General features: G+C 64.2%; 1 protein-coding gene. It reads right to left on the bottom strand.

The genetic code is table 11. The features are described from left to right. Nucleotides 1–240 (bottom strand): hypothetical protein (locus QD172_RS17310; protein ID WP_279856367.1); only part of this gene is annotated, 240 nt, incomplete at both ends.

Below are 240 nucleotides of genomic sequence, written 5' to 3'. Positions count from 1 at the left end.
GGGTCGAGCAACTGATAGGCGGGGCCGCTGGGGGCTGCTTCCGTATCATCGTCTGTCGGGGTGTCGCTCGTGTCGGCACTCGACTCGGTGCTCGACTCGCCACTCGATTCGATGCTCGACGTTTCAGGCCACTGATGCGACGCCTCATGGGCCAGCAGTACGCGGCTGCTGCCGTCTTCCAGCAACACGACGCAGGGCATCAGGCTGGCAGGAATCTCGTCGAGGGGAGCCTGACTCAGA

The sequence above is a fragment of the Cobetia sp. 10Alg 146 genome (assembly GCF_029846385.1).
Classification (GTDB): domain Bacteria; phylum Pseudomonadota; class Gammaproteobacteria; order Pseudomonadales; family Halomonadaceae; genus Cobetia; species Cobetia marina.
This window is presented reverse-complemented; position numbering and strand designations above follow the sequence as displayed.